Source organism: Actinokineospora auranticolor, from assembly GCF_002934265.1.
Classification (GTDB): Bacteria; Actinomycetota; Actinomycetes; order Mycobacteriales; family Pseudonocardiaceae; genus Actinokineospora; species Actinokineospora auranticolor.
The window spans coordinates 498,321-523,878 of the sequence record NZ_PTIX01000001.1 but is presented as its reverse complement, the minus strand read 5'-3'; the positions used below and the strand labels follow the sequence as shown (position 1 = coordinate 523,878).

General features: G+C 72.9%; 25 protein-coding genes and 1 riboswitch. Of the genes, 10 read left to right on the top strand and 15 right to left on the bottom strand.

Going from position 1 to position 25,558, the window contains the following annotated elements:
- Positions 1-2 precede the first annotated feature (2 nt).
- Positions 3-353: a hypothetical protein gene (locus CLV40_RS02170; protein ID WP_146107896.1), complete on the bottom strand. Its 351-nt coding sequence runs from the start codon at positions 351-353 to the stop codon at positions 3-5.
- Between the two features lie 272 nt (positions 354-625).
- Here CLV40_RS02170 and CLV40_RS02165 point away from each other — a divergent pair, with 272 nt between their 5' ends.
- Complete coding sequence (locus tag CLV40_RS02165) at positions 626-2,062, top strand: hypothetical protein (RefSeq protein WP_104476318.1); 1,437 nt, start codon at positions 626-628, stop codon at positions 2,060-2,062.
- On the opposite strand, the gene CLV40_RS02160 is transcribed toward CLV40_RS02165, so the two are convergent.
- Together CLV40_RS02160 and CLV40_RS02155 are read right to left on the bottom strand one after the other, a co-directional pair.
- A complete protein-coding gene (locus tag CLV40_RS02160; protein ID WP_104476316.1) occupies positions 2,052-3,125 on the bottom strand; it encodes a DmpA family aminopeptidase in 1,074 nt (357 codons plus the stop codon). The genes CLV40_RS02165 and CLV40_RS02160 overlap by 11 nt on opposite strands.
- Entirely contained in the window at positions 3,125-3,730 is a 606-nt protein-coding gene (locus tag CLV40_RS02155; protein ID WP_104476314.1) for a TetR/AcrR family transcriptional regulator, read from the bottom strand. The genes CLV40_RS02160 and CLV40_RS02155 overlap by 1 nt, the downstream gene beginning before the upstream one ends.
- A 153-nt stretch (positions 3,731-3,883) precedes the next feature.
- On the opposite strand from CLV40_RS02155, the gene CLV40_RS02150 reads away from it, so the two are divergent.
- A complete protein-coding gene (locus tag CLV40_RS02150) occupies positions 3,884-5,314 on the top strand; it encodes an APC family permease (protein WP_104476312.1) in 1,431 nt (476 codons plus the stop codon).
- Between the two features lie 57 nt (positions 5,315-5,371).
- Here the strand turns inward: CLV40_RS02150 and CLV40_RS02145 are convergent, their stop codons facing one another.
- Positions 5,372-6,979: a PucR family transcriptional regulator gene (locus CLV40_RS02145; RefSeq protein ID WP_104476310.1), complete on the bottom strand. Its 1,608-nt coding sequence runs from the start codon at positions 6,977-6,979 to the stop codon at positions 5,372-5,374.
- 131 nt (positions 6,980-7,110) lie between these two features.
- Between CLV40_RS02145 and CLV40_RS02140 the strand changes: the two genes are divergently transcribed.
- The 3 genes from CLV40_RS02140 to CLV40_RS02130 all read left to right on the top strand — a co-directional run bounded on the left by CLV40_RS02140 (position 7,111) and on the right by CLV40_RS02130 (position 11,473).
- Entirely contained in the window at positions 7,111-8,607 is a 1,497-nt protein-coding gene (locus CLV40_RS02140) for a CoA-acylating methylmalonate-semialdehyde dehydrogenase (protein ID WP_104476308.1), read from the top strand.
- 12 nt (positions 8,608-8,619) lie between these two features.
- Complete coding sequence (locus CLV40_RS02135; protein ID WP_104476306.1) at positions 8,620-9,996, top strand: aspartate aminotransferase family protein; 1,377 nt, start codon at positions 8,620-8,622, stop codon at positions 9,994-9,996.
- Positions 9,997-10,294: 298 nt separating this feature from the next.
- A complete protein-coding gene (locus tag CLV40_RS02130) occupies positions 10,295-11,473 on the top strand; it encodes an RtcB family protein (protein WP_104476304.1) in 1,179 nt (392 codons plus the stop codon).
- Positions 11,474-11,500: 27 nt separating this feature from the next.
- Here the strand turns inward: CLV40_RS02130 and CLV40_RS02125 are convergent, their stop codons facing one another.
- The 3 genes from CLV40_RS02125 to CLV40_RS02115 all read right to left on the bottom strand — a co-directional run bounded on the left by CLV40_RS02125 (position 11,501) and on the right by CLV40_RS02115 (position 13,953).
- Positions 11,501-12,742, bottom strand: coding sequence for an RNA polymerase sigma factor (locus CLV40_RS02125; RefSeq protein ID WP_104476302.1), 1,242 nt, complete (start codon positions 12,740-12,742; stop codon positions 11,501-11,503).
- Positions 12,743-12,802: 60 nt separating this feature from the next.
- Positions 12,803-13,228, bottom strand: a complete 426-nt coding sequence (locus CLV40_RS02120) for a YciI family protein (protein WP_104476300.1) — start codon at positions 13,226-13,228, stop codon at positions 12,803-12,805.
- Positions 13,229-13,350: 122 nt separating this feature from the next.
- Positions 13,351-13,953 (bottom strand): dihydrofolate reductase family protein, encoded by a 603-nt coding sequence (locus CLV40_RS02115; RefSeq protein ID WP_104476298.1) that lies wholly within the window; start codon positions 13,951-13,953, stop codon positions 13,351-13,353.
- A 201-nt stretch (positions 13,954-14,154) separates the two neighbouring features.
- Here CLV40_RS02115 and CLV40_RS02110 point away from each other — a divergent pair, with 201 nt between their 5' ends.
- Together CLV40_RS02110 and CLV40_RS02105 are read left to right on the top strand one after the other, a co-directional pair.
- Positions 14,155-14,751, top strand: coding sequence for a hypothetical protein (locus CLV40_RS02110; protein ID WP_104476296.1), 597 nt, complete (start codon positions 14,155-14,157; stop codon positions 14,749-14,751).
- A 91-nt stretch (positions 14,752-14,842) separates the two neighbouring features.
- Positions 14,843-15,274 (top strand): hypothetical protein, encoded by a 432-nt coding sequence (locus tag CLV40_RS02105; RefSeq protein ID WP_104476294.1) that lies wholly within the window; start codon positions 14,843-14,845, stop codon positions 15,272-15,274.
- A gap of 13 nt (positions 15,275-15,287) precedes the next feature.
- On the opposite strand, the gene CLV40_RS02100 is transcribed toward CLV40_RS02105, so the two are convergent.
- The 5 genes from CLV40_RS02100 to CLV40_RS02080 form a co-directional block, all read right to left on the bottom strand.
- Positions 15,288-15,926 carry a hypothetical protein gene (locus tag CLV40_RS02100; protein ID WP_104476293.1) on the bottom strand — a complete coding sequence of 213 codons (639 nt, stop codon included), beginning with the start codon at positions 15,924-15,926 and terminating at the stop codon, positions 15,288-15,290.
- Positions 15,927-15,957: 31 nt separating this feature from the next.
- Positions 15,958-16,683 (bottom strand): SMODS-associated NUDIX domain-containing protein, encoded by a 726-nt coding sequence (locus CLV40_RS02095; RefSeq protein WP_146107895.1) that lies wholly within the window; start codon positions 16,681-16,683, stop codon positions 15,958-15,960.
- Between the two features lie 136 nt (positions 16,684-16,819).
- A complete protein-coding gene (locus CLV40_RS02090; protein ID WP_104476289.1) occupies positions 16,820-17,134 on the bottom strand; it encodes an SMR family transporter in 315 nt (104 codons plus the stop codon).
- A 31-nt stretch (positions 17,135-17,165) separates the two neighbouring features.
- A riboswitch (guanidine-III (ykkC-III) riboswitch) is annotated at positions 17,166-17,228 on the bottom strand.
- 38 nt (positions 17,229-17,266) lie between these two features.
- Positions 17,267-20,128 (bottom strand): M48 family metalloprotease, encoded by a 2,862-nt coding sequence (locus CLV40_RS02085; RefSeq protein WP_104476287.1) that lies wholly within the window; start codon positions 20,126-20,128, stop codon positions 17,267-17,269.
- Positions 20,125-20,601, bottom strand: a complete 477-nt coding sequence (locus CLV40_RS02080) for a hypothetical protein (RefSeq protein WP_104476286.1) — start codon at positions 20,599-20,601, stop codon at positions 20,125-20,127. The genes CLV40_RS02085 and CLV40_RS02080 overlap by 4 nt, the downstream gene beginning before the upstream one ends.
- 230 nt (positions 20,602-20,831) lie before the next feature.
- On the opposite strand from CLV40_RS02080, the gene CLV40_RS02075 reads away from it, so the two are divergent.
- Positions 20,832-21,908 carry a M20 family metallopeptidase gene (locus tag CLV40_RS02075; RefSeq protein ID WP_104476284.1) on the top strand — a complete coding sequence of 359 codons (1,077 nt, stop codon included), beginning with the start codon at positions 20,832-20,834 and terminating at the stop codon, positions 21,906-21,908.
- A gap of 48 nt (positions 21,909-21,956) precedes the next feature.
- On the opposite strand, the gene CLV40_RS02070 is transcribed toward CLV40_RS02075, so the two are convergent.
- Positions 21,957-22,361, bottom strand: a complete 405-nt coding sequence (locus tag CLV40_RS02070) for a hypothetical protein (protein WP_104476282.1) — start codon at positions 22,359-22,361, stop codon at positions 21,957-21,959.
- 134 nt (positions 22,362-22,495) lie between these two features.
- Here CLV40_RS02070 and CLV40_RS02065 point away from each other — a divergent pair, with 134 nt between their 5' ends.
- Both CLV40_RS02065 and CLV40_RS02060 read left to right on the top strand, forming a co-directional pair.
- Positions 22,496-23,185, top strand: a complete 690-nt coding sequence (locus tag CLV40_RS02065) for a HemK2/MTQ2 family protein methyltransferase (RefSeq protein WP_104476280.1) — start codon at positions 22,496-22,498, stop codon at positions 23,183-23,185.
- The gene (locus CLV40_RS02060) at positions 23,169-23,369 is read left to right on the top strand and encodes a CDGSH iron-sulfur domain-containing protein (protein ID WP_104476278.1); all 201 of its coding nucleotides are present in this window, start codon (positions 23,169-23,171) and stop codon (positions 23,367-23,369) included. Before CLV40_RS02065 ends, CLV40_RS02060 begins: the two co-directional genes overlap by 17 nt.
- Positions 23,370-23,379: 10 nt before the next feature.
- Here CLV40_RS02060 and CLV40_RS02055 read toward each other — a convergent pair whose 3' ends face one another.
- Positions 23,380-24,360 (bottom strand): iron-containing redox enzyme family protein, encoded by a 981-nt coding sequence (locus tag CLV40_RS02055; RefSeq protein WP_104476276.1) that lies wholly within the window; start codon positions 24,358-24,360, stop codon positions 23,380-23,382.
- A complete protein-coding gene (locus CLV40_RS02050) occupies positions 24,357-25,514 on the bottom strand; it encodes a carboxylate-amine ligase (protein ID WP_104476274.1) in 1,158 nt (385 codons plus the stop codon). Before CLV40_RS02050 ends, CLV40_RS02055 begins: the two co-directional genes overlap by 4 nt.
- Positions 25,515-25,558: the final 44 nt, after the last annotated feature.

Below are 25,558 nucleotides of genomic sequence, written 5' to 3'. Positions count from 1 at the left end.
CCTCAGCCGGTGGCCTTGATCTTCGAGTCGGTGATGGTGTCGCCGCTGACGGTGTAGGTGCCGTGGAAGGACCGCTTGGTGCCGTCGGTCTGCACGGCGACCAGGTCGACGGTGACGACGTTGCCCTCGACGCCGACGACGGTCAGCACGTCCAGGTCGGTCTGGGCGAACCCGGCGGCGAACTGGTCGTAGGACCGGCCGGTGTTCTTGCCGCCGAGTTCCCAGGCGCGCCGGTAGTCCTTGGCGTTGATGGCGTCGAAGTACGCCGTGACCACCGCCGCCGGACCTTCCGCGGCGGCCGTGGTGGTGGTGGTGGTGGTCGGCGCCTGGGTCGTAGTGGGCGGTTCGCTCACCGATTCGGCCGTGGTGGGCGGCGCACTGGACCGCGTGGTCTGAGGCACCCGCGACGGCCGCGTCGACTCGGAAGGCGCCACGGTCGCCGACCGCACCGGGACCGGCATGCCCCGCACCTCGGTCGCACAGGCGGCCGTGACCAGAACCAACGCCATCGCGCCTACCACAAGCCCACCCCGACGAACCCGCACAACAGCCCCTTCCACACCCGGTTCACCCGAAGAGTCGATGCCGCTCTCGCCCGTGTTACCGCCGCCAGCACGATCGCCCCATGCACCCACCACCGGGGGCCAAGGGCTCGCTGATCCACCCCGACGACGCCTTCGACGTACCCGTCTTCGTGCGGTGGTCCGATCCGCTGAACCCGGCGGGCAGGCCGCCGACCTGGCAGGTCACCCAGGCCCGCAAGGCGTGGCCCCCTGAGCAAGAGATCCCCGAGAAGGGCGCCTACCGGGTGCCCACCACCTGGCGCGAAGTGGTCAAGGCGGCCATCTCGGTCGGCCGCGAGCCGACAGGCTGGATGGCCGCCGTACCCGCGCTGGCGCAGGCCGAACTCATCGCCCGCCGCTCCCCGCTGATGGCCTACCTCACCCGCGCCGAGGTGGGCCGGGGGCACCCCACGACCACGGGCTACGCGGTGCAACCGAACGTGGTCTACACCCACGGCACCGAGGTATCGGCGAAGGCGGCGTTCGGTTACCGCATCGGTATGACGATGGCCGAGTGGGCCTGCCGTGGCCTGATGGGTCTCGGCCGAACGCTGCACGCGGAGGCGTTCACCTCGCCGGACCTCGGCTCCGGGTGGTCGACCGGGCCCGGGCTGCCCGACCTGGTAGGCCGCCACCACGACACCGAGGAGCTCTGGTTGGTCGAGGCCAAGGGCTCGAAACGGCTCGGCAGGAGCATGCTCGCCGAGGGCGCCAAACAACTGACGCGTCCCGATCTGGTTTCCGCGCGGCACATGAAGGTGTTGTGCGGCACGAGCCTCACCGACCAGCTGTTCATGACCATCGACGCGCAGCGGTCAGCGGGCCAGGACCCGCGGCCACCGGCCGGGGACACCTTGGCGCTCGTGCGCGAGAACATGCTGGTGTACCTGGCCTTGCGCGCCCTGTCGCCGCGAGACCTCCGAGCGCTGCCCGTGGGATCCGGTGTCGGCGGCAGCTCGCTGACGCTGCTGGAAGCCGACGAGTCGACCGCGAGCGAACGGGCGGATCTCGGCCGTGGCGGGAGCCGGGGTGGCGGGCCGTCGCGGTGGATGCTCACCGGCCCCGTTCCCGGCACCGACTTGGTCGTCGGCCTGTCACGCGGGCTCTTCGCGGCGTGCGAGGCGTTCGCCACCGCACAGCGGGAAATCGCCGAGATGATCGAGGACGACTACTGGGACTCGCTGGACGCCCCGGAGGGCGACCCGTGGACGCGCGGAATGGTGGCCGACTACCGGGACTCCCCCGACCCCGCGGTGCTCCCCACCGACCGCGTCAAGGAACACGAGCAGTTGTACCCGTTCTACTGGCGGCAAGAACGGGAACGACTCGAACCCTTTCTGGCCGGGGTCGCCGCGTCCTTCGAGACCGGGAGCGAAAGGAGTTGGGCGACGCTGCTCGCTCACCCGGTGCGGTTCCGCTCCCGGCCTGGGCCGGGTGTCCTCGAAGCGGCCACCGAGCACACCTACCTGGCCTTGGTCCCCAACTCCATCAGCGCTTGACGACCAGTTCCACCAGGCGGTCGGTGGGGAGCGCGGGTGAGCGGTGGCCGTTGCGGCCGGTCATGTCGGTGGCGGCCACCAGGGCGTTGAGCACCGCTTCCTCCACCGCCTGCACTACGGCCGTGTAGAAGTCGTCCATGCGGTTCCACGGGACCGTGCGCAGGGTGTCGTAGCCGGGCTCGCCGACCGGGAACTCCGACGGGGTCAACGTGTTCCCCGTGGAGAAGGCCAAGAAGATGTCGCCGGAGAAGTGGGAGCCGGTGGTGCCCGTGCGGGCCAGGCCGAGGGGGACTCGGCGGGCCAGGGCCGTGCACTGGCCCGGCAGCATGGGCGCGTCGGTGGCGATGACGGCGATCACCGACCCCGCCCCCGCCGGGATCAGCCAGTCCCCACCTTCCATGGGGTTGTCGTCGGCCAAGGCCTCCCCCAGTGGCACACCGCAGACGGTCAACTCGGTGCGGGAGCCGAAGTTGGCCTGGACGAAGGCGCCGACCGTGTAGCTGTCCTGGCCGTACGCCACGACCCGGGACGACGTGCCGCTGCCGCCCTTGAACGCGTAGCAGTTCATCCCCGTGCCGCCGCCGACCGAGCCCTCCGCGACCGGTCCGCCCGCCGCGGCGTCGATGGCCGCGACCGCGTGCGACGGCTGGATGTGGGGGCCGTTGATGTCGTTGAGGTACCCGTCCCAGGTCTCGGCGACCACGGGGAGCAGCCACTGGTCCGCGACCCGGGGCTGCTCGCGCGCGGTCCAGTCGATCACGCCGCGGTGGCAGGGGCCGATGGCGTGCGTGTTGGTGATCAGCACCGGCAGCCGCAGGAGGCCCGTCTCGTCGAGGAAGGCGCTGCCGGTCATCTCGCCGTTGCCGTTGAGCGAGTAGCGGCCCGCCGCGCACGGCACGTGCACCTCCGCGCGGGCGCGGGGCAGGATCGCGGTGACGCCCGTGCGCACCGAGTCACCCTCGATGAGCGTGGTGTAGCCGACCTCGACACCGGGGACGTCGGTGATGGCGTTGTGCGGGCCGGTGGCACCGGTCAGGGGCAGGCCGAGGTCGCGGGCGCGCATCAGGACTCCAGTTCGCAGTGGGTGGCGTCGGCCGCGTACGCGATGAGCATCGCCTCGGCCTGGTCGGTGGTGAAGGTGGGCACGGCCTGGGTCAGGTGCAACCCCAGCCCGTCCTCCAGCGCGACGAGGCTGCGCGCGATGGTGGTGGCGTCGCGGGTCAGCTCGAACACCCCGAGCGCCGCGCCGGTCTCCAGGATCGTCGAGTACAGCGCGACCTGCCGCTCGCACAGCCGGATGTGCTCGGCGGCGTAGGCGGGGTCGCGGCGGGCGTACGCGCCGAGTTCGTAGATGAGCACGCACAGCTCGTCGTCCAGACCACTGGGCAACCCGGCGCGGATCGTGCGCACCAACCGCCGCCTCGGGTCCGGCTCCTGGCGGGCCGCTTCCTCGCGGTCCACACAGAACCGTTCGACGGCTTCGCGCTGCACCTCGTAGAGCAGGTCGCTGAGGGTCGGGAAGTAGTACAGCACCGATCCGGTGGACATGGCCGCCTGGTCGGCGACGTCGCGCAGCCGCAGGTCGAGGACGCCCCGGTCGAGGACGGCCTGGCGGGCGGCGGCGATCAGCTCGCCGCGGCGCTCATGGGCGCGGCTGGGTCTGGGCATACCCCCGATTGTTCAGCTGATCATCAAAGAACGCAAGCGACCAAGCCGTAACACAGTCTTTTTCAGCCAAGTTATTGACGAACGCCACACCGAGTTCTTTGATGACCAGTCAAAGAACCGCTGCGCTCGACGTCCCTTCCCGAGGAGACCGCAATGTCGGACCCGACCACCCCACTGTCCACATCTCCACCGTCCACAGCGGCGCTGCGCCGGGGCCTGAAGGTGCTCGGCACGCTGCTCATCACCCTGTCGGCGATCTCCCCCGCGTCCTCGGTCTTCATCATCGCGCCGGGGGTCATCGGCCAGGCGGGCAGCGGCGCGTTCTGGAGCTTCGTGATCGCGGCCGTGGTCGGCGTGTTCATGGCGTTCGTCTACGCGGAGCTGGCCTCGTCGTACCCGCTCAGCGGCGGTGAGTACGCGATCGTCGCGCGCACCCTGGGCAGGCTGCCCGGGTTCGTCACGCTCGGTTTGCTGATGGTCACGCAGGTGCTCATCATCGCCGTCATCGCGCTGGGCGTCGGCACCTACCTGAGCGTGCTGATCCCCGGCCTGCCCGGCCCGCTGGTCGCGGCGGTCACCACCGCGGGCGCGGCCGTCCTGGCGATCTTCGACATCAAGCTCAACGCCTGGATCACCGGCGTCTTCCTGGCCATCGAGATGATCGCCCTGGTCGTGATCAGCGCGCTCGGCTTCTTCGACCCGGCCCGCCCGATGGGCGACCTGCTCGGCTCGCCGGTGGCGGCGGGGCCCGACGGGGTGGTCGGCCCGGCGGCGCTCGGCCTGGTGGTCGGCGCGGCGGCGGTCGCGATCTTCTCCTACAACGGCTACGGCTCGGCGGTCTACTTCGGCGAGGAGACCAACGACGCGCACCGCGGCATCGCCCGCGCCATCCTGTGGGCGCTGGGCATCACGGTCCTCGCGGAGCTGGTACCGGTGACCGCCGTGCTGCTCGGCGCGCCGTCGCTGCCGGACCTGTTCGGCGCGGACAACATGATGAGCTACTTCGTCACCTCGGCGGCGGGCTCCACGGTCAACACGGTCATCAGCCTGGCCATCGCCCTGGCGATCCTGAACGCGGTGCTGGCCATCATCCTGATCACCGCCCGGATGGTCTTCAGCACCGGCCGCGACGCGGTGTGGCCCAAGGCGATCAACAAGGCGCTGTCGTCGATCCACCCGAAGACCGGCACGCCGTGGATCGCCACGCTGGTCACCGGCGCGATCAGCACCGCGCTGTGCTTCGCGCCGGAGAACTTCCTGCTCGTGGTCACCGCGACCTCGATCGTGGTCGTCTACGCGATGCTGTGCCTGGCGGTCCTCAGCGGTCGCCGCAACGGCAGCACCGCGCACGCGGCGTACAAGATGCCGCTGTTCCCGGTCGCCCCGGTGCTGGCCCTGGCCGCGCTGGTGTACGTGGTCATCCAGAACGCCCAGGACCCGACCACCGGTCGCCCGAGCCTGCTGATCACCCTCGGCGTCGGCGTGGTGGCCGCCCTGTACTACGTGCTGGTCCTGCGCCGCCGCGGCCAGTGGGAACTCCAGGGCCCCTCGGACGACCCCGCCGCGGCGGAAGCCGCCCACTAGCCCTCGCCTCGGGGCGGAACGGGGGTCGAGTCCTGCTCGACCCCCGTTTTCGTGCGGTCAGCCCCGCGAGCGCGCGGTCTGGTCGTGGGCCAGTACCGCGAGGTACAGCGACAGGCGGGTCTCCGGGTCGGTGAGGTCGCGGCCGAGGACGTCGGTCAGGCGGGTGAGGCGGGCGTATACGGCGGGGCGGCTGACGTGCAGCCTGCGGGCCAGGTCGGCGATGTTGCCGTTGGTGGACAGGTACGCGCGGAGCAGGTCGAGCAGGTCCGCCCCGCCGCGGTGGGCGAGCAGGGGGTGCAGCTGGAGTTCGGCGAACTGGTGCAGGCGCGGGTCGGCGCGCAGCGACCACAGCAGACCGCGCGCGCCGAGGTCGCGGCCGCGGTACACGTCCCGCTCCCCCACTCGCGCCGGGTCGGCGGCCACGGCGTCGGCGACGTGGGTGGCCTCCTCCAGGGCCGCGGACAGGCCGGTGAGGCGGGTGGCGGGGGTGCCCGCAGCGGCGATGGTTCCCTTGGGCAGCAACGGGTTCTGGGTCATGGCGGCCAGGAAGGACCGGACCGCGGCGGGTTCGTCGGTCTCGGCCGGGCACGAGAACACGACCGCGACCCGGCCCGGGGCGGTGACGCCGGTCAGCGCCGCGCGGCCCTGGGCGCGCGCGGTCGCCGCGGCGGCGCCGAGCGCGGCCTGGTCGACCTCGGCGGACGGGGAGCCCGGCGCGCCGACGGCGAGCACGAGCACCGCGTAGGCGCGTCCCGACCGCAGGCCCAGCGCCCGCAGCCGTGCGTTCGTCGCGGCCTCGTCGGTCACCTGGCCCGCGAGCAGGTCGCGCAGCAGCCCGCCGTGGGCGTCGAGCGCGACGTCGCGCCCCTCCCCCTGCAACATCCGCGTGATGGCCAGCGTGTCCGCCGCCCGCTCCAGCACGGCCACCGCGCGGTCCACATCGGACTCGGCCACCGCGAACGGCACCACCAGCCGACCCCACCGCCCCCGCCGGGGGCCGACGGGCGCGCACAGCCAGCGCTCGGGCCCCGCGACCGCCGTCTCCGCACCCGCCACGGCCAGCCGGGACCGCGACTCCCAGTCGCGCAGCAACTCCCCCGCCCGCGTGGTCCCGCTGAACGCGACCGCGTGGTGCGCCAGGTCCTCCAGCACCACCGGGTGGCCGCCGAGCGCGCTCGCCTGGGCCAGGATCTCCTCGACCCGGGCGCCCTCCACGGTCAGCGTCGTGAACACCTCGTTGACCTTCTCGGTGAACCGCAGCCGCTCGTGCCCGGCGTGCAGGATCCGCGCGTGCACCGCCTCGGTGATCTCCACGAAGCGGACCGCGCGGCGCAGCTCGACCAGGGGGAACCCGAGTCGCCGGGCGGTGCGGACCATCGGCTCGGGCAGCGCGGGCAGCAGCCTGCCCAGCTCCACGACCAGCGCCGCCGCGCCCGCGTCCCGCAGCCGGGTGACGTAGGCGGTCAGGTCGGCGCCGGGGGCCCTCGGCACGATGCCGGTGGACAGCAGCAGCTCGCCGCCCTCCAGCGTGCCCTCGACGTCCGCGATCTCGCTGACGTGCACCCAGCGCACCGGCCGGTCCAGGTGCTCCTCGCCCGCGCGCACCCTCGGGTCGCCCACCTGCACGGCGGGCGTGGCCAGCACGTCCGCCACGGTCGGGTACACCGCCGGACCCTAACACGCGCCTTTACACACCGTCGGGTCCACGACCCGATCACCAGCACTGTGTCACTGGCAACGGGCCCGCGCGGCGCCGAGGCTGTACTGGACTCGCCAGAGCTACGGGAAGGACGCGGATGAGCACGGAGATCGTGGGCCACTGGATCGACGGCGCGGAGGTGCCGGGCCGGTCCGGCCGCGCCGCGGACGTGTTCGACCCGGCCACCGGGAAGCTCGCCCGGCGGGTCGCGCTCGCGGGCGCGGACGAGGTCGAGCGGGCGATCGGCGCCGCAGCGGCCGCGTTCCCCGGCTGGCGCGACACCGCGCTCTCGCGCCGCACCCGGATCCTGTTCGCCTTCCGGCAGCTGCTGGACGAGGCGAAGGACGAGCTGGCCGCGGTCATCACCGCCGAGCACGGCAAGGTCCTCTCCGACGCGGCGGGCGAGGTGGCGCGCGGGCTGGAGGTCGTGGAGTTCGCCTGCGGCATCGGCCACCTGCTCAAGGGCGGCTTCACCGAGAACGCCTCCACCGACGTGGACGTGCACTCGATCCGCCAGCCGCTGGGCCCGGTCGCGGTGATCAGCCCGTTCAACTTCCCCGCGATGGTGCCGCTGTGGTTCATCCCGGTCGCGATCGCGGCGGGCAACACCGTGGTGCTCAAGCCCAGCGAGAAGGACCCGTCGGCGGCGCTGTTCATGGCCCGGCTGTGGCAGCGCGCGGGGCTGCCCGATGGCGTGTTCACCGTGCTGCAGGGCGACAAGGAGGCCGTGGACGGGCTGCTCGAGCACCCGTCGATCAAGGCGGTGTCGTTCGTCGGCTCCACCCCGGTCGCCAAGTACGTGCACCAGCGGGCGAGCGCGGCGGGCAAGCGCGTGCAGGCGCTGGGCGGGGCGAAGAACCACATGGTGGTGCTGCCCGACGCCGACGTCGACATCACCGCCGACGCCGCGATCAACGCCGGGTTCGGCTCGGCGGGCGAGCGGTGCATGGCGATCAGCGTGGTCGTCGCCGTCGGCGACGTCGCCGACCGGCTGGTCCCGGCCATCGCCGAGCGGGCCCGCGGCCTGCGCACCGGCGACGGCAGGCGCGGCTGCGACATGGGTCCGCTGGTCACCGCCGAGCACCGCGACCGGGTGGCGGGCTACGTCGCCGCGGGCGCCGAGGCCGGAGCGGAGGTCGTGGTGGACGGCCGCGAGGTGGTGCCCGACGCCGACGGCTCCGGCTTCTTCCTCGGCCCGACCCTGCTCGACCGGGTCACCCCGGACATGACCGTGTACACCGACGAGATCTTCGGCCCGGTGCTGTCGGTGGTCCGCGTCGAGACCTACGCGGAGGCGCTGGCGCTGGTCAACGGCAACCCGTACGGCAACGGCACGGCGATCTTCACCAACGACGGCGGCGCGGCCCGGCAGTTCCAGCACGAGGTCGAGGTCGGCATGATCGGCGTCAACGTGCCGATCCCGGTCCCGGTCGCCTACTACTCCTTCGGCGGCTGGAAGGACTCCTTGTTCGGCGACACGCACGCGCACGGCGCGGAGGGCGTGCACTTCTTCACCCGCGGCAAGGTCGTCACCTCCCGCTGGCCCGACGAGAACCACCGCGGCCTCAACCTCGGTTTCCCCCGGAACGATTGAGAAGGACGGCACATGACGCTCACCGAGCACGACACCGCCGCGAGCGGCCTGCCCGAGGCGGGTTGGGGCAACCTGTGGCCGCACTTCACCCGGCTGGGCGGCCGCAGCACCCCGGTCATCACCCGGGGCGAGGGCACCTACATCTGGGACGACCGGGGCCGGAAGGTGCTGGACGGGCTGTCCGGGCTGTTCGTCGTCCAGGCGGGCCACGGTCGGCGCGAGGTGGCCGAGGCGATGGCCCGGCAGGCCGCCGACCTGGCCTACTTCCCGGTGTGGGGCTACGCGACGCCGCCGGTGGTCCAGCTGGCGGAGCGGCTGGCGGCCGCGGCGCCGGGGGACATCAACCGGGTCTTCTTCACCACCGGCGGCGGCGAGGCCGTGGAGAGCGCGTGGAAGGTCGCCAAGCAGTACTTCAAGCTGACCGGCCGCCCCCTCAAGCACAAGGTGATCAGCCGCGCGATCGCCTACCACGGCACCCCGCAGGGCGCGCTCGCGATCACGGGTCTGCCCGCGATGAAGCAGCAGTTCGAACCGCTGACCCCGGGTGGTTTCCGGGTGCCCAACACCAACATCTACCGGGCCCCCGAGCACGGCGACGACCCGGTGGCCTTCGGGCTGTGGGCGGCGAACCGGATCGAAGAGGCCATCCTGTTCGAGGGCCCGGAAACCGTGGCCGCGGTGGTACTCGAGCCAGTCCAGAACTCGGGTGGCTGCTTCACCCCGCCGCCCGGCTACTTCCAGCGGGTGCGCGAGATCTGCGACAAGTACGACGTCCTGCTCGTCTCCGACGAGGTGATCTGCGCGTTCGGCAGGCACGGCACCACGTTCGCGTGCGAGAAGTTCGGGTACGTGCCCGACATCATCACCTGCGCCAAGGGCATGAGCTCCGGCTACGCCCCCATCGGCGCCATGCTGACCACCGACCGCGTCGCGGAGCCGTTCCTGCGGGACAAGGTCATGTTCCCCCACGGCTACACGTTCGGCGGCCACCCCGTCGCCGCCGCGGCGGCCTTGGCGAACCTCGACATCTTCGAGACCGAGGGCCTCAACCGGCGGGTGCTGGACAACGAGGGTGCCTTCGGCGACACCATGCGCACACTGCTCGACCTCCCGATCGTCGGCGACGTGCGCGGGGACGGCTACTTCTGGGCCGTGGAGCTGGTGAAGGACAAGGACACCAAGGAGTCCTTCACCACCGAGGAACGCGAGCGCCTGATCCGCGGGTTCCTGCCGAAGGCCCTGTTCGACAACGGCCTGTACTGCCGCCCGGACGACCGGGGCGACCCGGTGGTGCAGGTGGCGCCGCCGCTGATCAGCGGCCAGGCCGAGTTCGACGAGATCGAGCGGATCCTGCGCCACACCCTGACCGAGGCGACCTCCCTGTTCTGACCGCCCCGTTCCGCCCGGCCCACGCGACCGGCCCGGGGAACTCCACTTCGACTATCGCGAGTGGACTTCCCCGGGCCGGTTCGCCGTTCGTGGCAACAGCAGGAGGCGGCTGGTCCTGGTGGCGTGCCAACAAGGTAGCGGGCGGGGCGTTGCTCCCGGACACGGGCCCAAGTCCGCCTTGGCGGCAGCAGCGACCCGCCGCGGCCGGGGAGCACGTGGCCACCCGACTCGGACCGATCGGCACGCCCCCCGGTAAAAGCGTTCGTGCGATGGGGTTTTCGCGCTTACCCTTCTCCCCATGGCAGCTACGACCCTCAAGGGGAAGAACGTCGACATCCAGCTCTGGGCCAAGCCCGAGGATGTCGAGTGGGCTGCCATGCAGCAGCTCTACAACATCGCGGCCCTGCCCTGGGCCTACAAGCACGTGGCCGTCATGCCCGACGTCCACTTCGGGAAGGGCGCCACGGTCGGTTCGGTCATCGCCATGCGGGATGCGGTTTCGCCCGCGGCGGTCGGGGTCGACATCGGGTGCGGTATGACCGCGGTCCGCACGTCGCTCACCGCGGCCGACCTGCCCGCGACGCTGGCGCCGCTGCGCAAGGCGATCGAGGCGGCGGTGCCGGTGGGCTTCGGCGCGCACAAGGACGCGGCGTTCTCGCGCCGGGACGCGCGGGACTGGAAGGTTTTCTGGAACGCCTTCGACGACCTGACCCCGGTGGTGAAGGCCAACAGCAAGCGCGCGGTGCAGCAGATGGGGACGCTGGGTGGCGGCAACCACTTCATCGAGATCTGCCTGGACACGACCGGGCAGGTCTGGGTGATGCTGCACTCGGGGTCGCGCGGGATCGGCAACGTGCTGGCCCAGCACCACATCGGGGTCGCGCGCAAGCTGGCGCACAACACCGAGCTGCTCGACCGCGACCTGGCCGTGTTCCTCGCGGGCACCCCCGAGATGGCCGCGTACCGCCACGACCTGTACTGGGCGCAGGACTACGCCCGCCGCAACCGCGGGGTCATGCTCCGCCTGGTGTGCGACGTGCTGCGCCGCCAGTTCCCGATCGTCACCTTCGAGGACCCGATCTCGGCGCACCACAACTACGTGTCGGAGGAGGTGCACTTCGGGGAGGAGGTCCTGGTCACCCGCAAGGGCGCCATCCGCGCGGGCCGGGGTGAGCTGGGCATCATCCCGGGGTCGATGGGCACCGGTTCCTACATCGTCCGCGGCCTCGGCAACCCGGAGTCGTTCGAGTCGGCGTCGCACGGCGCGGGTCGGCGGATGTCGCGCACCAAGGCCAAGAAGACCTTCACCACCGAGGACCTCAAGGCCCAGACGGCCGGCGTCGAGTGCCGCAAGGACTCGGGTGTGGTCGACGAGATCCCGGGCGCGTACAAGGACATCGACGACGTGATCCGCAACCAGGACGACCTCGTGGAGATCGTCACGAAGCTCAAGCAGGTCGTCTGCGTCAAGGGGTGAGTGAACGGCCCGGCCGAGCCGGGCCGTTCAGCCCAGGTCGGCGAGCTTGCGGTTGAGCACCGTGCGTTCCCGGTCGTTGCCGCACAGGTCGATGGCCGCCGCCAAGGCCGCCCGGGCCTCCGCGCGCCGGTCCAGCCGGATCAGCAGTTCGGCGCGCACCCCGGCGAGCAGGTGCGACCGGGCCAGCGCGTCGGAGGCGGCCAGCGCGTCCACCAGTGGGAGCGCGGCGGCCGGGCCCCGCGCCATGGAGACCGCCACAGCGCGGTTGAGGTCCACGATCGGCGACGGCGCCAGCGTGCCCAGCGCCTCGTACAGCGCCACGACGCGCGTCCACTTCGTCTCCGCGACCGAGGGGGCCACGGCGTGGCACTCGGCGATGGCGGCCTGCAACCCGTAGTAGCCGAACCCCCGGCCGATCGACTCGGCGCGGGCCAGGGCCGCGCGACCGCGGGTGATGGCGGACCGGTCCCAGCGGCGGCGGTCTTGATCTTCGAGCAGGACGGGCTCGCCGTCGGGGTCCGTCCGGGCGGGGAACCTCGCGGCGGTCAGCTCCAGCAGCGCCAGCAGGCCGTGCACCTCGGGTTCGTCCGGCACCAGCCGGGCCAGCACCCGGGCCAGCCGCTGCGCCTCGCCCGCCAGGTCGAGGCGGATCGCGGACTCGCCGGAGGTCGGCGACGAGCCCTCGGTGAAGATCACGTAGAGGACGCTGAGCACCGAGCCCAGCCGTCCCGCGCGCTCTTCGGACGGGGGCACCTCGAAGGCGACGTTCGCCGCGCCGAGGGTCTTCTTCGCCCGGGTGATGCGGGCCTGCACGGTCGCGGTCGGTACGAGGAACGCCCGCGCGATCTCGTCACTGGTCAGACCGCCGACGACACGCAGCGTCAGCGCGACCCGGGCCTCGGGGGACAGCAGCGGGTGGCACGAGACGAACATCAGCGCGAGCACGTCGTCGTCGATGCGTTCGGGGTCCCACGACTCCTCGACGGCCTCGCCCAGGTCGCGGGCCATGGTGGCGTACCGGTCGTCCAACGCGGACCGACGGCGGAACACGTCGATCGCCCGGCGCCTGCCGACGGTCAGCAGCCACCCGGCGGGCTCCCGCGGCACGCCCTCGCGCGGCCACGTCACCAGCGCCTCGGCCAACGCCTCCTGCGCCAGGTCCTCGGCCAGCGCGAAGTCGCCGGTGTACCGGGCCAGGGCGCCCACGATCCGCGCCGACTCGATCCGCCACACGGCGGCCACCGCCGCGCGACCGCTGTGCTCACCCATCGCCCCCACCCTAACCCGCGCCGACCGGGCCCCCGCGGGCCCGGTCCGGCGGGCGGGGGATCAGAGCTGGCCGGTGGACTCGCGCCAGGCGCGCTCCTTCTGGATCCACTCGTTGTCCTGCGGGAACTCGTCGATCGTGGTGACCCGGCGGATCTCGGTCTTGAAGCCCGCGCCCGCGCCGAGGACCGGCATCCGCCTGGCCCACTCGACGGCCTCCTCCTTGGAGGCCACGTTGAGGATGTAGAAGCCGTTGAACAGCTCCTTGGTCTCCCCGTACGGGCCGTCGGTGACCACCGGCGGCTCCGACGAGTAGTCGACCACCACACCCTCGGCGGCGTCGGCCAGGCCCTCGGCGGCGACCAGCACGCCCGCCCGGATCAGCTCGTCGTTGAACTTGCCGATGGTCTCCAGCAGCTGGCCGAAGTCGATGTTCACCATGCCCGCGAACGCCTCGTCGGTGGCCCGCATGATCAGCATGTACTTCATGGTGGTGACTCCCTCTGCGACTGGCGGACCGGCGCTCGGCCCGCGTACACCCCCAGGTCGAACGGGGACCGTCGCGGATCGACACACGGCCGGAAGTTTTTCCGAGAACTTCCGCGGCCAGCCTAGGCGGCCCGCTCGACGGCGTACGTCAGGTGCGTGACCAGCGGCGTGTGCCGCACCGAGACCGGCGTCAGGCCCACCCGGCCGGTGCCCTCGAACAGCCGCTCGCCCTGCCCCAGCAGCACCGGCGCGACGTGCAGGCGCAGCTCGTCGATCAGGCCCGCGGCGAGGTACTGGTTGACCGTCGACGCGCCGCCCGCGACGGCCACGGTCCGCTCCCCCGCCGCGGCGCGGGCACGCTCCATCGCCGCCTCGATACCGTCGGTGACGAAGTGGAACGTGGTGCCGCCCTCCATCTTCAACGGCTCCCGCTCGTAGTGGGTGAGGACGAACACCGGCGCGTGGTACGGCGGCTCGGCACCCCACCAGCCCTGCCAGTCCAGGTCCCACGCGTCGCGACTCGGGCCGAACATGTTCCGCCCCATGATGTAGGCACCCGCCTCGGTGATCGCGGCGATCTCCTCGGCGTTGTCCTCCGCCGCGTCGAACATCCAGCTGTGCAGGGACTGCTCGACCCCCTCCCCGAGCGGCGCGTCCAGGCTCTGGTTCGGACCGGCCACGTAGCCGTCCACCGACGCCGCGATGTCACAGGTCACCTTGCTCATCCGAGAGTCCTCCTCGTGGCCGCGCCCCTCTGGCGCGCTACCCCCATGTCGGAGCCGCCGACGCCGTCTCGACATCCTCCCCGGAACTTTCCCGACGGGCACCGCGGGGCCACTCCGCCGGGAGGTGCCTGAGATCACCGCGGATCCAGGGCGGCGAAGCGCTCCCCGAGTGGACGGACCGGGCGTAGTCTTCGGCTGATCATGGACGAGTCGACCCGAGTCGACCGGCGCCGGTGGTGGGGGTGGCCCGCCTCGGGTGCCGTGCCGGTGTCGGTGTTGCTCGTGGTGAGCGTGGTCGAACCCGGCCACCTCCTGGTGTTCCGGTACCTGCGCCTCCCCGGTCTGCTCGGCACGCTGTTCATCCTGCTGATCGCGTTCACCTGTTTCCTCGCCATCCGGAGCGGGGCCTGGCGGCTGTTCACGACCGCGGTGCTGGTGGTGTTCGCCGTGCTGTGGGCGGGCGTGGCCTTCATTTTCGGCGCCGGCGCGGGCGACGACGACGTGGTCGCGCGGTATCCCTCGCCCACCGGCGACCACGAGGTGATCGTCCAGCCCGGCATGGCGGGCGGGCTGTTCGACCACAACTACTCCCTCCGCGTGCGCCACGGCCACGGCTTGGTGGCGCGCGAGTGGGACCTCGGCTGCGTCTTCGAAGACCTCGGCGGCAGCCTCGCCGTCGACTGGGTCGGGCCACACCGCGTGCGGGTGGCCGTGTGGCACAACGAGCCGCCGGTGGTGGTTGACGTCGACCAGTCCACGGGCGAGCCCGAGCAGTTGGCCAGTTCCTCGACCTGCTGACACCGCGACGCGGGTTTCGGGCACGTCCCGGGATCCGCACAACGCCGCCCACCGCCTGTCCGACCTCCGGCTGGAGGTGGGGGGAATGCGAATGGGTGTTGCGTTTCTGCTGCTGGCGGTCGCCGGGTGCGCCACCGCCGCTCCCACCCCGAAAAGCCCACCTCCCGCGACGGGCTTCCTGGCCTCGGTGCGCGTCAACGGCGGACTGTGCCAGGGCGAGCCGTGCGGGGAGTTGCTGGCGGTCGACGCGGGCGGCCGGTGGCGGCGCATCCGCACCACCTCGGAGATGTGGACGGGCACGTTGCCGGAACCGCGCCTGCTGGACCTGAGGTCGGCGGTCGCGGCGTCGCGGCTACCCGAAGGCGGGACCGGGGTGTGCGCGGCGGCGGACGGCCCGACCCTGACCCACGCGGTGGCCGTCGACCGGGTGCTGCGGTCGGCGAGTTCGTGCGGCGGGTCGGTGAACGCGGCCGACAGCGCGGTGCGGGCGCTCGACGACCTGCTGCTCGACCTGGGCGGATAGCCGCTCAGGAGCATCAGGACCAGGGGAACGGGAACTGGGTCTCGCGCTCGCCGTTGAGGTAGTGCGCGGCGTGCTGCTTGAACCGGGAGTGGTAGGCGTCGTCCTCGGTCAGGTCGGTGTAGGTCTCGAAGTTGATGTCGAGCAGGCCCGCGGTGTGCGCCAGGTAGACGTCGAAACCCGGGTACATGAGCCCCAGGTACGGCAGGTCGTCGAAGTCCAGCGCGAGGATCGGGTACTCGCCGAGGTCGTCGGGTTCGCCGACGGCCAGCACGCGGCGCGAGTCGGAGCCACCGGGGAGCAGGAACACCTCGGGCAGCGCGTCGTTCAGCGGCGCGAACTCGGGTGCCCACGGGTCGCCGAACTCGGCACCGACCAACCGGTCGATGGGGCGCGGGGCGAAGGTGCCGTCGGCGGCGAACCAGCCGTGGCGGGCCAGCAGGCTGGTGTCGTAGGCGAGCCACGCCTTCAGGCTCGGGGACAGCGGGCGCCCGGACGGGAACCGGGCCGCCGCCAGCGCCTCCGCCGACATCGGGGTGGGGGTGCCCTCGACCCACGGTTCGCGCGCGTAGCTCAGCATCGAGCGGGTGGGGTTCACCCGGACCGCCTCGATCACCCGCTCCACCAGCACCGCGCCCTGTGCTTGATCCGCCATGGCGGCAAGCTAACACCCCGGCGCGGGTCGATCACCGCAGCGGGGGTAGGTCCGGGTGCAGCCTGCGGTCGCCGATCAGGTACGCGGTGGGCGGCGCGACCAGGGCCGGTCCGCAGCGGCCGTGGATGATGTCCTCGGTGGTGGCTCCGATCACCGAAGGCACCGCCGGGTCGGCGGCCAGTTCCAACACCCGGTGCCGCAGCCGGGCCGCCGCGGCCGTCGTCGCGACCAGCTCGTGGATCTCGAAGCGGCGGACCTGCCACCACGACACCCCGGGCACCGCGTACGGCCCCTCGACGACCGTGCGCACCGGCCGGAACGCGGACCCGCCGAGGTCGGACGCCACGTGCGCGAACCCCGACTCGGCCAGCGCCTCGCCGAGCTCCCGGTTCAGGCACTCGACAGCGTCCTCGCGGTAGGTCCCGCTGTCGAACCACGCCCGGAACCCCCGCAGCGACCGGCGCGGCAGCAGGCCCCGCACGTCCGACCGGGTGCCCGCGCCGCGCGCCGCCGGGCGTTCCGGGCGGAAGCCCAGCTGGTCCAGCACCCGAGCGCCGGGTTCGAAGAACTTGAACACCCCGCCCGGCGGACCGTAGGCCCCGGGGCGGGAACGGTTGTGGACCAACACATAGCAACCGTCGTCGGGGATCCGCAGGAACGCCGCGTACGACACCCGGACCGCGCGGTCGCGCACCGCCCACGACCGCCCCCGTGCCCCCGCCCACGGCGGCTGAGCTGACCGCCAGGACACCAGCATCCGCCTCCCACCGCCGACCCCAACCTTGGCACACGCCACTACGCCGGTCCAGCGGGCGAAAGCGCGGAAGTGCCGCTGTCGAGCAATTGTCCACCGCGGCGCGAAGAACCTTCACGATCGAGCGGGCGATTCCCGCTCAGTGCAACACCTTCAGCCCGACGACGCCCGCGACGATCAGCACCAGGCAGAGCACCCGGCCCACCGCGACCGGTTCGGCCAGCGCGACCATGCCGTAGACGGCGGTGCCGACCGCGCCGATGCCGACCCACACCGCGTACCCGGTGCCCACCGGCACCGCGCGCAGCGCGTACGCGAGTCCCGACATGCTCACCACCAGCGCGACGGCGAACACCACCGACGGCACCAACCGGGAAAACCCCCGCGAGGCACCGAGTGCCACCGCCCACACCGTCTCGAACAGACCCGAGACCACGAGCACAACCCAAGCCATGACAACCTCCGCAGCAATGGTCGACCACATCACTGCGTCGTCTTGGCGTAACCGGGTACGACGCGCTCGTCCGGGGCCGCCGAGGCGGCCGGAACCCAAGGTAGCACGGGAACACCACTGTGGACCGGCCGATCAGATGGCCTCGATCACCCCGTTCACGGTGCCGGTCAGCACGCGGTCGATCAGGTCGAGCGTGGCCTGCGGCGGCGGGTTCACGTAGGCGTAGTTGACGGCGACCACGACCTCGTTGTGGCCGACGACCGCGACGCGCTGCTGCTGGATGACGGTGAAACGCGTCTTCCCCTGGCTGCTGGGCACCGCCAGGGAATACCCGTTGGCGGGGTAGCGGATGCCCGTGGGCCGCTGGGGCGCCATCCGGACGTCGAGCGTGCCGCCCCTCGGCGACTTCCTGGGCATGGTGAAGCGGGAGCAGGCGGCGAGCTGGGCGTCGAGTGCGGTCAGCGGCCGCGGCTCGGCGGCGTAGGAGGTCAGTTCGACGAGCACGGTGATGCCGGTGAGCGTCGACGCGGCGGGGACTTCATACGCGCGCGCGAGATCCCCGGTGTGCGGCAAGGTGTCCTTGACCGCGTCGTACTTCACCAGCTCGGCGTCGCACGACGCGGGGGTGACCGTGGTGTGCCCGGAGTCCGGTTTGTCGGCGGGTTTCGCCCCGCCGGGCAACATCGCGGGCACCCGGTCCAGCACAGCGACGATCCCGGCCTGGTCCAGGACGCGGCCGTGCGGCGCCTCGGCCGGTGTGGAGGTCGGCGGCGCCGTGCTGTTGGCGACGGTGTACGGCGCGGCGCTCGACGACTGCTTGGCGAGGAACAACTCCGCCATGCTCACCTCGCCGTCCCCCTCGCTGATGGTGACCCGGGAGAGCCTGCCGTCGAGGAGGAGCCCGGTGAGCACGACCACCAGCGCGGCGACGCCGACCGCGAGGAACACCGGTCCACGCCGGGAAACCCACCGCGCCAGGGCGGCCGCGACGGGCAGGAGCAGCGGGAGCGCCACCACGGCGGCGACCAGTGTCGGCCACAGCGGGCCACGCATCACGTGGTCCAGGACATAGGCGTGCTTGCCGTAACCGCTGAGGTTGAGCACGAGCAGGTGCTGCGCGCCACCCGCGACCGCCGCACTGACAAGTCCACACAGGACAGCGACGGGCAACTCGCGCAGCACCCGCCGCCGGGCGAGGGCGACCCCGATGACGGCGACCAGCCCGGCGATACCGCAGATCCACCACCGCTGGTACAGCAGGAAGTTCATCCGCGCGGTCGAAAGCCCTTCCTGGACGCGCAACTCCCAGGACAGGGTCGCGATCGCGGCACCCAGCACGGCCGTGACGCCGGTGATGAGCGCGGTCGTCCACCCGATCCACGGCCTGCGCCCCCGGACGAGCACGAGCACCAAACCCAGTACCAGCAAGGCCGGTCCGTAGTCGAACAGCCGGGTGAACCCAGCGGTCGTGAGGTGGCTCCGGATGTTCCCGGTGCGCACGCCGAGCAGGTCGCCCGTGATGTGCAGCCCCAGCACCCCCGAGGTGGTCGCGTTCCACATCAGGGCAAGGGTCACGGCTACGGCCAGTACCGCCCCGAGTCTACTGAGGACATCCCGCGGCCCACTCGGCGCGGGGACAGCCAGCCGGGTCGCGAGTGCCGCGGTCAACACGGACACCGCGAGCGCGCCGACGACGAGCGCGACGACCAACGGGACCACGTACGACCCGTACAGGTCGGGCACGACGTACGGCAGGCCGGGGATCGGCAGGAAGTACCCGGCGACGAGCCCGACCACCGCCCCCGCGCAGGTACCGGGCCAGCCGGGGGCGCCCGCGGCGACCCGCCGCGTCCACGCGGGCACGGTCACCGAGGCCCAGACGAAGGCGCCCACGACCACCCCGAGGTCGGACTGCCAGCTCGTCCGGTCCGCCGCGTTCACGCTCACGGCCAGCACGTACAGGGACTGGGTGGTCGCCATCGACACCACGCCGACCGCGGCGGCGAGCACGAACCCGCCCCACCGCCGCACCGGGTCCGGCCCGAGGCGGCGCGCCGGTGCCGGGTGGTGGCCGAACAGCCGCCGGAGACCGGTGGGCGCCCGCCGCGACCGCAGCAGGGCGGCCAGCCGGGTCGGGTCGGCGGTGGCCTCGACGGCGTAGCGGTCGGCGGCCAGCTCGCGCCTGCGCAGCAGGGCCGCGCGCAGCACCAGCAGCGCGACGGCGCCGACCACGGCGGTGAGCAGGGACAGGCCGAACAGCTCCAGCGCCGTGGCGGGGAGCCCGAGCACGGGCAGCAGGCCGACGAGCAGCGCGGGCACCACGAGCCAGCCGACCCACCAGGCCGCCGAGGCCCACCGCACGTCCCGGGCCCGGACGTGCCCGATCTCGTGCAGGACCACGGTGTCGAACGCGGCGCGGTCGGCGTGGGCGAGCCCGAGCGGGACCACCACCCGGTGCCGGGTACCGGGCAGGGCGGTGGTGAACGCGTCCCGGACCCCGGTGGTGGGTGGCGCGACCACGAGCAGCGGGCGGTGGCGGCCGGTCAGGCCCTGGCTGTCGCACAGCTCGGCGAACCGCGCGGTCAGCCCCTCCCGCACCGCGGCGGGCACGGCGACCCGGGACGGGCGCAGCTGCCACCGGACGAGCAGGCCGCTCGCGGTCATGAGCAGCAGCGCGACGACCGGCAGGACGAAGACACCGGCGAGGAGCATCCGCAGCCGGGCGGGCTCGATGTCGTTGCCGCAGGCCCCGGCGACGGCCTCGCCGACCGCCCCGGGGAAGCCCGCCTCGTCGGCGACCGAGAAGCCCCGCGCGGCGAAGCAGTCGACCACGGCGCGGGTGGGTCCGCCGAAGCCGAGCGTGGTGGCGAACGCGCCCGCGGCCCCGAGACCCGTCGCGGCGGCCGCCAGGACGATCATGGCGTACACCCACCACACCCGGTCCGGGGCGGCGGCGGGGCGCGGGGACGCGGTGGGCTCCCGCCCGGCACTCATTCCGGTTGCCCGCCCGCGGCGGCGCGCAGGGCACCGTTGATCGCGTCGGCCAGCAGGGTGGCCTCCGACTCCGAGAGCCCGAGCGTCATCCCGTGCGCGACGCAGGCCGCGCGCACGGCGGCCACCTGGTCGAGCCGGATCGCCACCGCGGCCGGTTCCCGGCGGCGGCGCCACCACCGGCGCTTGCGCAGCCCGGCGAACGCGGCCGCGCCGACGACCTGGGCGACGGCGCCGGTGAGCAGCGGGAAGACGACGTCGCTGAAGACCACGGGACCGGCACCGGACCCGACCGTCCCGGCGGCGGCGCCCGCCACGCCGCGCCGCCCGCCGTCGTGCCACGAGACGGCCACCAGGTCGAAGTAGTCGAGTTCACCGGGTGCCGCCGCGGCGATCGCGGCCCTGGCCACCCCGGCCAGCGCGACGGTCACCGCCGCCCCGGTGTCGGTGTCCTCCGGGTGGGCCATGTCCGTCATCCGACCATCCGATCCACGCGTGTCCGGCGAGCTCGGTCCACCGGGGGAATCGCGGTCTGGACCACCGGCATTACACCGGGATCCGTTGCCGCGCACCGAAGTCACGCGATTGGACCATGCGGTCCGCGATGAATGCCCCACCGGGACAAGGAAATCCCCGGGCCGGAAGCCTCTGGTGTGCGAGGGCCTGACACGATGTCGGTCGAGGGCGCGCGGGAAGGGAGTGGCCGGTGGCGGGGTTCCTGGCGGTGGCGGAGGAGTTGTTGGCGATCCGGTCGACGGCCGATCGGCCCGTCGACCTGGCCCGGGCACTGGACTTCACGCTGGCCGAGGCGGGCCCCGGGTGCACCGTGGAGCGGTTCGAGTCGAACGGGAAGCCGAGCGCGCTGGTGTACCGGGGTGTTCGGCGGCCGCGGTTCCGGGTGGTGCTCAACGGGCACCTCGACGTGGTGCCGGGCAACGACGACCAGTTCCGGCCGCGACTGGTCGGGGACCGGTTGTACGCCCGCGGTGCGCAGGACATGAAGCTGTCCGCGCTGGTGATGGCCCAGGTGTTCCGGGAGTTCGCGGGGTCGGCGGCGGTTGGCCTCCAGTTGGTGACGGACGAGGAAGTGGGCGGTCGGGACGGGACGCGGCACCAACTGGAGCAGGGGGTCGCCACCGATTTCGTCGTCATCGGCGAGCACAGCGCCCTGCGGCTGGTGACCGAGTCCAAGGGGCTGCTGACGGCTCGGCTGCGGGTCAGGGGCCGCGGCGCGCACAGCGCGTACCAGTGGCTGGGCGAGAACGCGGTGCTCAAGGCCGTGCGCGCGGTGGACCGGATGCTGGCCGCCTACCCGGTGGCCACCGAGGAGGCTTGGCGCACGACGGTGAACGTCGCGCGGATCGACAGCGGCTCGTCCGCGGTGAACCAGGTCCCCGCCGAGGCCACGGTCTGGCTGGACGTCCGGTACCCGGCCGAGGACACCGACTTCGCGGATCGCACGGCCGAGGAGGTGGCGGCGCACCTGAGCGGGCTGGCCGGGGTGCCGGTGGAGGTCGACGGCGTGGAGCCGCCGCACCGCGCCGACCCGGCGAGCGCGGACGTGCGCGCGCTCCGCGCCGCGGCCCGCGCCCAGGGGTACTCGGGCGACCCGCTGCGCAAGCACGGCGCCGCCGACTCCCGCTTCTACCACCAGCGCGGCGTGGACGCGGTGATCTTCGGCGTCGGCGGCGACGGCCAGCACGGCCCGGAGGAGTACGCGGACCTCACCACCGTCGAGCCGTACCGGCGGGCGCTGACCGCGTACCTGGCGGGCCTGGCCTGAACCCGGGCGTGGTCCCGGTCGCCACGACGGCCGGGACCACGCGCCCACTCACCTCCCGCTGTCCCCGGACCGGGAACCCTGCTCGGGCGCGGTGCCGCGACGCCCGCCCTGCTCGGGGATGGTGAACCGGTCGTCACCCCGGGAACCGCCGCGGTCGTTGTCACCGCCGCCGCGGCCGTCCGACGAGGTCATCTCGGGGCGGCCGGGCCCGGAGGTCCCGTGGCCGATGGCGAACCCGCCGATACCGCCGACCAGCAGCAGCGCCGCGGCCACACCCGCGACGGCGAGGTCGCGCAACGACAGCCGCTTCCGGGTCCGCGCGGGCGGTGCCCAGTCGCGGGGACCGGCGGGCCGCGCCTCGTGCGCGGTGGCGGGCTGGGGTGCTTGCGGCGCAGCCGGGGTGGGCTGCGCGGTGGGCTCGTCGGCCGGGGTGGGCCGGGTGTCGTCGTTCATGGTTCCTCCCTGGTGGTCGCTCTGAGCATCGGCAGCGCACCTGGGTGTTTTCGAAGTGGTGGCTGTGCGTCCGCTGTGGTTTCGGGTCGGCGGAGTGGGTATCCACGGTCCGACTTGGATTGGGAGGGCGGGCCATGACCACCACTAGGGAACCCGTTGGTGTGGTTGCGAGCGGGGGGCACCGGGTACCCCGAGTGCTGTTCCGGCTGCCAGGGGTCTACCGACCGCAGGAGGACACCAGGCTGCTCGCGTCGGTCGCCGCCGACTACCCGGCGCCGTTCGGCACGCGGGTGCTGGACCTCTGCACCGGTACCGGCGCGCTCGCCCTGGCCGCGGCGACCGTGGGCGCGGGGGCGGTCACGGCGGTGGACATCTCCCGGTCGGCCGTGTGGTCGGCCAAGGCGAACGCCTGGTGGCACCGCCTTCCGGTCCAGGTGCACCGGATGTCCTTCCTCGACATGGCGAACCGGCGGTTCGACCTCGTCCTCGCCAATCCCCCGTACGTGCCCGCGCGCGTCGACCGCGACCCGCGCTGGGACGCGGGGTTCGACGGCCGCTCCCTCCTCGACCCCCTGTGCGACGCCGCGCCGGGACTGCTCACCGAGACGGGCACCATGCTGCTCGTCCACTCCGCCGTGTCGGGAGTGGACGCGACACTGGACCGGCTGCGCTCCGGTGGTCTGCGCGGCGACGTGGTGGCGCGGCAGCGGGTGCCGTTCGGCCCGGTGATGCGGGCCCGCGCGCGGTCTCTTGAGCACGCGGGCCTCATCGAGCCCGGCACGCGCCACGAGGACTTGGTGGTGGTCCGTGCCTCCCGGGCCTGAGACGCGCCGGGTCGTCATCGAACCCGCCGGTCCCATCCTCGTGGAGGGTCCGGTCGACCTGGTGCTGCCCGACGGCAGCACCGTGCGCGACGACCGGTTCATGGTGGCGATCTGCGCGTGCCGGCGCAGCAAGCGCTACCCGCTGTGTGACACCAGCCACCGCCGCAAGGTGCGCGCGGACTGAGATCCGGGCGTCACAACGGCTCGCGCAAAGTCGACTCGCCCGCGCGCCAGTGGGTGAGCAGGTGGTCGGCGAGGTCCTGTTCGAGCAGTTCCGTCGCCTGGATGCCGAAGACGACGTCCGCGGCGAGGTCGGGTTCCTGTTCGAGCAGACCGCCGACCACGTCCTTGCGCATCACCTGCTCGTGCACGGCGTCCGCCTCGATGTGCTCGGTGTAGAACCGGTTGCACGGTGCGGACGCGCCCAGCCGGGTCAGCGCCTGGTCCATCCGGGCCGCGCTCGGGCCGGTGGTGATCTCGGCCGCGGTGAAGTGGCCGACCAGCGCGCCCCGCCACCGCCGGTGCAGCCCGAACAGCGACATCATGTTGACCGTGGCGAGGGCGTGGGCGGGCACGTGCTCCAGGTAGCCCAGGTACGCCGCCGACATCCCGGCGGCGGTGAGCAGGTCGGCGAACAGGCGGGCGTGCACGCGGTCCTCGCGTCCACCACCGAACTCGTCGAACTCCACGGCCACCAGCGCCGCCTTGGGGCGGCCGGACAGGCGCGGGATGACCCACGCGTGCGGGTCGGCCTCCTTGAGGTGGTAGATCGACCGGTGCGCGAAGTACTCCCGCATCTGCCACCACCGCGCCTCGTCGCGCAGGTAGTGGCTGACGCCGTCCCCGGGTACCTCTTCCACCAGCAGGCCCGACAATTCACCGTCCACATCGGAGCCACCGGCCACCCGCGCCCGCAGGGCGTCCAGGAATCCGCGCTCCAGTTCGGCGCGTAGCCGCAGCAGGGACGGGTCCCACTCCCAGGCGGGGTCGACACCCGCGAAGCCCCGGTAGTGCAGTTCGTAGCAGACGTGCAGCGCCAGCTGGGCGTCGTCACCCAGCGGGTCCGCCGCCGGGGACGGCGTTCCCAGGCGCCCGCCGCGCAGCGCGGTGGACACGGCGTCGGAGATCTCGCCGCGCGGGGCGGGCAGGGTGGGGCGGTCGAGCGTGGTGGTCATGGGCCCTCCTGAGTCACCCCACCCGCATACCCGGCGATCGAGGGTTCCAGTCCTCTGCCCACCGACAACGCCATCCGCCGTGGGACGCCCGCCACGCCGACGACCTTGGCCAGGTCGCGCTGGAGCTGGGCACCGGTCCGGGGCTGGCCGCTCAGCAGCGCCCGGACCTCGTCGGTGTCGCCGGTGTCGGCCAGCGCGTCGCGGGTGTGGAGGAGGAGGCCGTGCAGGAGGACCACGGCCGACGCGGGGACGCGGTTGCCCAGGTCGACGGCTTGGCCTCGGGGACCGTACCGGCTGGCCGCCCACACGGCGGCCTGGGCGTCGGACGGTGGGATCGCGGCGGCCTCGCGGCCGCGTTCGAGGTCGGCGAGGGCGGTGCGGACCAGGGCGCGGCTCAGCAGGGCCTGCAGGAGCGCGTCGTCGACGGTGGCGGCGGTGTCGGCGATGCGGAACTCCACGGTCGGCAGGCGGGGCGCGGGGCGCGCGTACCAGAACGACTGGTCCTCGTCGGCCAGTACGCCGTAGTCCACCAGGCGCGCGACCTCGGCCTGCCAGGCCTGGTGGTCGGCGGCGTACGGCGCCAGGCCGGAGCCGGGGAACCGGGACTGCTGCACCACCCGCCAGCTGCCGTACCCGGTGTCGCGGCCGCCGTGCAGCGGGGAGTTCACCGACAGCGCCAGCAGGGTCGGCAACCACCGGTTGACGTGGTTGACGACCGCGACCGCGGTGTCCTTGTCCGGCACGCCGACGTGGACGTGCAGCCCGCAGGCCTCGTAGTCGCGGGTCACCCCCGCGTACGCGCCGTCGATGCGCGCAAAGCGGGGTCCCCCGATCGGGTCAGTCGTCGTGTCCCGTGTGAGTGGCGGCGTGCCCATCGGCACGGCCACCACCCCCGCCCGCCGCGCCACCTCGGCCAGCGCCTGCCGCAGGGCGGCGAGCTGGGACCGCAGCTCCCCCGCCGTGGCGCACACCCCGGTCGCGGTCTCCACCTGGGACGCGCGCAGCTCACGCTGCACGATGGCGCCCGAGGGCAGCGACCGCCCGGCGGCCTCCGCGAGCACCCGCGCGACGGCGGGCACGGTAGCCCCCGTCGCGGGCTCGACCAGCAGGAACTCCTCTTCCACGCCCATGGTCCGGGCGTCGGTGCCGACCATCCGGGTCCCCCTCCACGTCGCGTCGATGAGGTACCCGCATCGTC